The organism is Parcubacteria group bacterium (assembly GCA_041657845.1).
In the GTDB taxonomy this organism is placed as follows: domain Bacteria; phylum Patescibacteriota; class Minisyncoccia; order Moranbacterales; family JAKLHP01; genus JAKLHP01.
In genome coordinates this window covers 1-6,248 of the sequence record JBBABD010000042.1, presented here as the reverse complement: position 1 = coordinate 6,248, position 6,248 = coordinate 1, and the positions used below count along the sequence as shown (strand labels likewise).

Sequence of the window (6,248 nt, the reverse complement as noted above, 5' to 3'; positions counted from 1 at the left end):
AAAACCCGCATTTCCCGTGTAAATTCCGTCGCTATCTAATTCATATACGCTTCCGAAAACTTTATCAAATTTAAGATGCTTTTTGTTATATTCTTCAACTATTTCCGAAGGAGAACCGGAAATAGCAATAATATTATAATTTTCTTTTTTTAATTTTGTAATTAAATTTTCGGCAAAAATATAGGTTCTTTTTTCGTGAAACCGAATAACTTCCTGGCTGGCTTTCAGAACGTCCTCCCGTTTGCACCCTTTGATATATTTTGCATACAAATCGACCAGAGCCAGCCTGTATTTTTCATAAGTCCCCTTGTGTTCAATCCATTCAGAATAAACATCAACTAGTTTATACTTCACCGACTTGGGAAAAACTCCCATAAAAACCAACTCATTTATCAAGACAAAATGGAGATTTTTTCGAAAAATCGTTCCGTCAATGTCAAAAATAGCAATTTTATTTTTTGCATTCATACTCCTAAACTAGATATTCTAATATTTTAATCTATGTACATTCTATCAGAATTAGCTAAAATTTGTTAGCTATGCACCATTACTGGAGTTCCAATATCTGTCCAATTATAAACTCTTTCTGCCGGCCCAACGCCAAGCCGGACACAGCCATGAGACACAGGCGTTCCTAAATGATTTTGCCCTTCTTTATATCCTCCTGGCCATTCAGGAAGTTCATGAATTCCGAATTTTCCCGAAGGTACCAGTGCTTGCCAATAGGGCATAAAAAGGCCGTACTCTTTTGACCAAGCTCGCGGAGTTTTGTTGGCAATATGATAAGTTCCATTGGGAGTTTCCATCCCTTTCTTCCCGGATGAAACCATAAAAGCATCAAGGATCTCTCCATTTTCGAAAATGGCCATTACCTGGCTCTTTGTATTTATATCAATATATTTCCCTTCTTTGATCTTGGCCTCAGTGAATTTTTTGGCTTGTTCCAGTCGAGCGCTGAAATCCTTTTCCCATATCTGAACAATTGTGATTGGTTTTGTTTCAAAAACTGTTTCTCCTATTTTCCTGTATTTTTCATCACTTTCATCCTTATACCGAGTGTAAGTTTCGATAACATACCTAGTGCCTCTTTCCAAATCCCCTTTGGGCATAAGATTTATTTCATTTTTTTCATTATCCGCCTCCCAGCCCAATTCTTTGAAAGGGCTAATAACAAATTTCACCTTAAAATCGCCAATTGGCTTATCAAAAGTTGCCTTTATCGGATCTTCTATATCCAACAGCACTTCTTTTGCGCCAAAAGCTGGATAAAAATCGGTTAATTTCGGATAAGAAATCGTTTTGAAGCGAAATGAATTATCAACAGAAAAAAGAAAATAATTTTTCCCATAAATGTTTATATTGTATTCGCTTTCCGGATTCCAAAATTTCTTTGGAGTTATAACTAATTTTTTGTTTCCATTTTCCAATTTATAGTCAAAATCAATTTGGGGGGATACTTCCACCTTCCATCCAAAATGATTATGGATCACCGGCCTTGAAAAATTAATCGTAATTGAATTATTAGGAATAATTTCTTTTCTTGTTTCTATTAAAGAAACAGAATAAAACAATGAGGGATATTGAGTGGTAACAAAAAATACTCCGGATATAAACAGGATAATAATTGAAGCGATTAGCAAAAACCAATCTCCTTTTCTATTTTTTTTCTTTTCGCCTTTTATGTAAACATTATTCATAAATATAAGACTTGCTTGTTTGACTATGACAATTCACTTTTCGGAGGTGCGATTTTAAAATAGTCCGCCATCGCGCCACAACAAGTGAATTGGAAGAGGCAAACAAGCAAGTCATAAGCATATTCATCTAGCTAATTGTTCTCCTCAAATATTTTTTTCGCCTCGTTCCAAACATTAGGATAATTTTGCTGAACCTTCGCCCAGTACCACCATTCCACTCCCCAAATGTAAACTCCGGAAAACCCTGAATTCTTGGCGAATTGAACATTGTCCCTGAGCTTGTTTTCATTCATTGATACAAGTTGATCTGAAAGCGGAAAATTAACTGTCCAACCTTGGAGCCACGGCTCTCCTTGAAGTTCAATCACAAAAGCATTCTTTTGATTGGCAAAAACACTAATTAAAAGCCTCTTGAACTTAAAAAAGTTCGGACCAATCGGATATTTCCAGGCTCCCAACCTTTTGTTGACCACCTCGCGATACATCGTTGTTCCAAAGATATCCGCCCTTTTGGCGGCTGGAATCCAAAGACTAAGCTCTCCGCTGTCAGTTACAATAATTTTTCTCGAACTATCATTGTCTCTGACGATTTTTATTTCTTGGTCAACCAAAGCATAATCAGCAACCGGACAGACTCCAAAATCTAAAAATGGTTCATTTTCCACTTGCCAATATTTCACTGCGGAGTAATTCTTGAAATGATTGACCGCCGCTTCAACAAATTTAATCAAACTTTCTTTTCTTTTAACATCATCGGCATTTGCCCACTCCGGAATAAAGCATTCTGGCCAGCGGGGAACTTTTTGCCCGACAACCAGAATGACTTCCGCCTTTCTTTTCTGCGCTTCTTGGAGTTGCCATTCAACTTCAGAAAAATCATACTTTCCTTCTTCCGGCTCCACCCAATCCCAATAAATAGGCACTCTTATTTTCCTTACTTTTAAATCATCCAACATTGCCGAGTACGTTTCTTTCCAATCAAGACCGATATCCTTGGCATAACGATTGGAAAATGTCACCCCCATATCAACCTTACTTTCGACATTTTTTACTGGAAGGTTGAAATAAACCAGAAATAAAATAACAATAACCGTCGAAACAGAAAGAATTAGGCAAGATGCTTTGAATATTTTTTTGAACACGGTATTGATAAATTTTAAGTTCTAAATTTAAAATTTTAAATGAAATCTAAATGGACAAATTTTTAAACATTTAGAAATTTAAAATTAATTTAAAATTTATTATTTATAATTTAAAATTATGAATTAAAAAATAAAAATATTATCTGATAAAAATAAACACAATGCCGACTCCGATCAAAACAATCGCTCCAGTTTTCTGAGCCCAGTCCCAAAAATAGAGTTTTTCTTGGAACGCAAAAGGAAATTTTTTGTGGGCAAAATAGGCCAGAGCTAAAACGAAAACATATTGGGATGAAACCAGGGAATTAACCAGCGTCACGCTTCCCATAGCGATAGCAACGTTGAGAAGAATGGAGCTTGTTCCGCCTAGGATTTTATTGCCAATAAATAATCCTCCGGTTTGGTATTCTTTTTTCTTCGGTTTTTTAAATTCATTGAGGCTTCTGCATATTTCCTTCCTCCATTTGGGAATCAGGAAATAGCTCATCACCGCGAGAAAACATCCGAATCTTGTCCAAATAAATCCGTTAAAAAAAGTCTGTTCATTGTATACAAATTTAAAAACAAAATAAGACAAAGCCAAAAGAAGTCCCGCTGAGAGAGAAAAGTAAAAACCGGAAAAAAATTTCTTTTTATTTATTTTTAGTGGAAGATCAAAAGAGATTAGGAGCCCTCCAAAAATTAAAAGGGCCACTCCAATTATTTGGATCAAAGCTAGTTTTTCGCTGGAAAAAATCAGAGAAAGAAAATAAGTCGCCACTGGAATTACAGCTCCAACTATGGGAGAGACGCGGCTCGCTTCGCTTTTTTGGATAGCAAAATAAAGCGCCAAAATTCCATAGCTAAATAGCGCTCCTCCTAAGAGACTGAGAAATATTTGCCATCCGCTTGGAATTGAAAATCCGACAAAAGGTATGAAAGCCACGGCAAAAATCCCGAATAATGCAATGAAAAAAGAATAAACCGGAGCGGAAGTAATCCGTTTTGAGCCTAGCAAAAACTTGTCCAATATTATTGTTAGAGCTCCAAGAAAATATGATCCCAATGCCGCAAAAATGAAAATCATAAGCCGTTATTCTGAATTATTTTTTTATATTCGTAAAAACTTTTTCTTGGTTTTCTTTCCAGCGTTTTGTAATCAATTTCAATTAAGCCGAATCTCGGCCAAAAACCGCGCACATCCGGAAATTCAAAATTATCCAGCAGCGACCAATAAAAATAGCCTCGAACATCAACTCCATCTTCAATTGCTTTATGCAAAAATATTAAATGATTTTTTATATAATTCAGCCGCCCTGAATCATCAGCATCAGCTAAACCATTTTCGGTGATATAAATTGGCAAATTATATTTCTTTAATGTCAGCATGGTATCATATATTCCTTTTGGATAAATTTCCCACTCCAAATCGCTCATTTCAATTCGAGATAATTTTTTCTTTCTGAGTGCAATTTCAAAATTTTTATAATAATTGCACCCCATAAAATCAACATGCGACATTGTCTTTTTCGCGAAGTATTTACTGCAATATTCGGGGAAAAAAGTTACTAGCTTCTGCAGTGGTCCCCACAAAAATGATTGATACGCCATAAAACTCAGGGCGTTACCAACTCTTGCACCAGCATCTATTTTATGAATAAGTTTATATACTTTCTTATACGATTCAAGCAAATTAAAATACGCCTTTAAGAAATTTATTAGACCTTTTTTCGCGGGAGGTTGAGATCCTAAAAAATATCCAAATCCTAATCCGACATTTGGCTCATTAACAACAACCCAAAATTTCACCAAATCTTTATATTCCCCAACGACTTTTTTGACAAATCTGGAAAAATATTCGGCAGATTTTTTGTTTGTCCATCCACCCATTTCAGCAAACCAAATCGGCTCTGTCCAATGCCAAAGTGTCACAAACGGTTCCATTCCCCTTTCGCGCAATGCTATCAAAACATCCCTATAATGTTCGACTTCTTTTTGATCAAATTTTCCTTCCTCCGGTTCAATGCGCGACCATTCAATCGAAAATCTATGAGCATTATGCCCGCCACTTTTTGCCAAGTCAAAATCTTTTTCATACAAATTATAATGATCACAAGCACGACCTGAAATATAATTTTCGGGATTGAACATTTCAGGAAATCTGTCTTGCTGCCATTTTTGCCATTTCTTCTTTGCTTCATTGGCTAATCTATCCGCGTTATCCTTCTCCCACTGTGTCCAATTATTATTAGTACCTCCTTCAACTTGATGCGCACTCGTTGCTGCGCCCCACAGAAAACCTTTTGGGAATTTATTGTCCATATAAATTAATTTTACACTAAAATTGCCATTAAACAAAACGAAAAGAAGCGCCTTACAACGCTTCTTTAAAAACCTAAAAACTGCAACCTAAAAGGCTATGTACTTTTAATCTGCATTACTTTTCCATAATACAAGCTCACATCGCTCACCCACTTCTGGACTCCAGCCGGATCATGGCCGGCACAACTTGATCCGCATTTCCAAACTAGCATTTTCTTCGGTTCATTTATGTTTTTGGAAACTAACGTTTCAATCCTTTTGCCAACAATTTCAACTGCTTCTTTCGGACTGCCAAAACAAGCATATCCCATTGAAGTTCCCCTGCTTCCGGATCCTTTGTAGCCCCAATAATTATAGCAAGTTTCTCCTCTTTGCGATGGAGCATGCTTTCCCCAATCACTTTCCTTTTTGGCGATTCCAATCACAAAAGCCGCCACTCTTTGGTCAAGTTTCATAATAGAGGGAATCATTTCTTTTATTGGAGCATTGCCCACCAAATCATATATTTGTTCTTGAATGTCTGTTTCTCCATTGCTAGCATTCTTTTCTATTTTTTTAACTTCATTCTTTCTGTCTACGGAATGTTTTTTCTTTTGCTCTTCCCGCTGACTTTGAACTATGGATTCTATATAATCTGTCTTGGCAATCCACTCACGCTCGCAATACAAATGCCCTTCAGAATTATAGCCATTAGCAAAAAACCTAGGAAAGATAGCATCCAATTGGTTATAAAAAAAGCAACCTGAGATTAAAATCAGGATGGTTAGAATTGATATTTTCTTGTTTTTTAGTACCGAATGAATCCTCCTGCCCGCAATGCTTCGCATAGCGATGCAGACGGGCCCTTCAATCCAGTTTTTTGCCTTAAAAGAGGCAAAAATACTCATAAGTTGTCATTACTGATTATATCCCTTCATACCCCCAGAAACACATATTCTAAGATACCACGAACTCAAATTTCGGTCAAGAACAAAATCCAGGATGTAAAGAGGAAATAGAAATGTCCGCTTTTGCGGGAAATAAAAATGTCCGCTTTGGACAATTTTGTTAATTTTTAGAATATTGAAATTTTCTCCAAGGATGATCGACAGCCGGCTTTACCGGAATA

The 6,248-nt window shown here is 36.3% G+C and carries 6 protein-coding genes; all 6 read right to left on the bottom strand.

Annotated elements, in window-relative coordinates:
• A partial coding sequence (locus WC906_04855; protein ID MFA5777742.1) for a haloacid dehalogenase-like hydrolase occupies nucleotides 1–468 on the bottom strand: 468 nt, incomplete at its 3' end.
• Nucleotides 469–533: 65 nt separating this feature from the next.
• On the bottom strand, nucleotides 534–1,697 hold the full coding sequence (locus WC906_04850) for a L,D-transpeptidase (GenBank protein ID MFA5777741.1): 1,164 nt from the start codon (nucleotides 1,695–1,697) through the stop codon (nucleotides 534–536).
• Nucleotides 1,698–1,828: 131 nt separating this feature from the next.
• Nucleotides 1,829–2,839, bottom strand: a complete 1,011-nt coding sequence (locus WC906_04845; protein ID MFA5777740.1) for a hypothetical protein — start codon at nucleotides 2,837–2,839, stop codon at nucleotides 1,829–1,831.
• 139 nt (nucleotides 2,840–2,978) lie between these two features.
• Complete coding sequence (locus WC906_04840) at nucleotides 2,979–3,905, bottom strand: EamA family transporter (protein MFA5777739.1); 927 nt, start codon at nucleotides 3,903–3,905, stop codon at nucleotides 2,979–2,981.
• Nucleotides 3,902–5,140 (bottom strand): glycoside hydrolase family 1 protein, encoded by a 1,239-nt coding sequence (locus WC906_04835; protein MFA5777738.1) that lies wholly within the window; start codon nucleotides 5,138–5,140, stop codon nucleotides 3,902–3,904. Before WC906_04835 ends, WC906_04840 begins: the two co-directional genes overlap by 4 nt.
• 95 nt (nucleotides 5,141–5,235) lie before the next feature.
• Nucleotides 5,236–6,027, bottom strand: a complete 792-nt coding sequence (locus WC906_04830) for a hypothetical protein (GenBank protein ID MFA5777737.1) — start codon at nucleotides 6,025–6,027, stop codon at nucleotides 5,236–5,238.
• Between the last annotated feature and the right edge of the window lie 221 nt (nucleotides 6,028–6,248).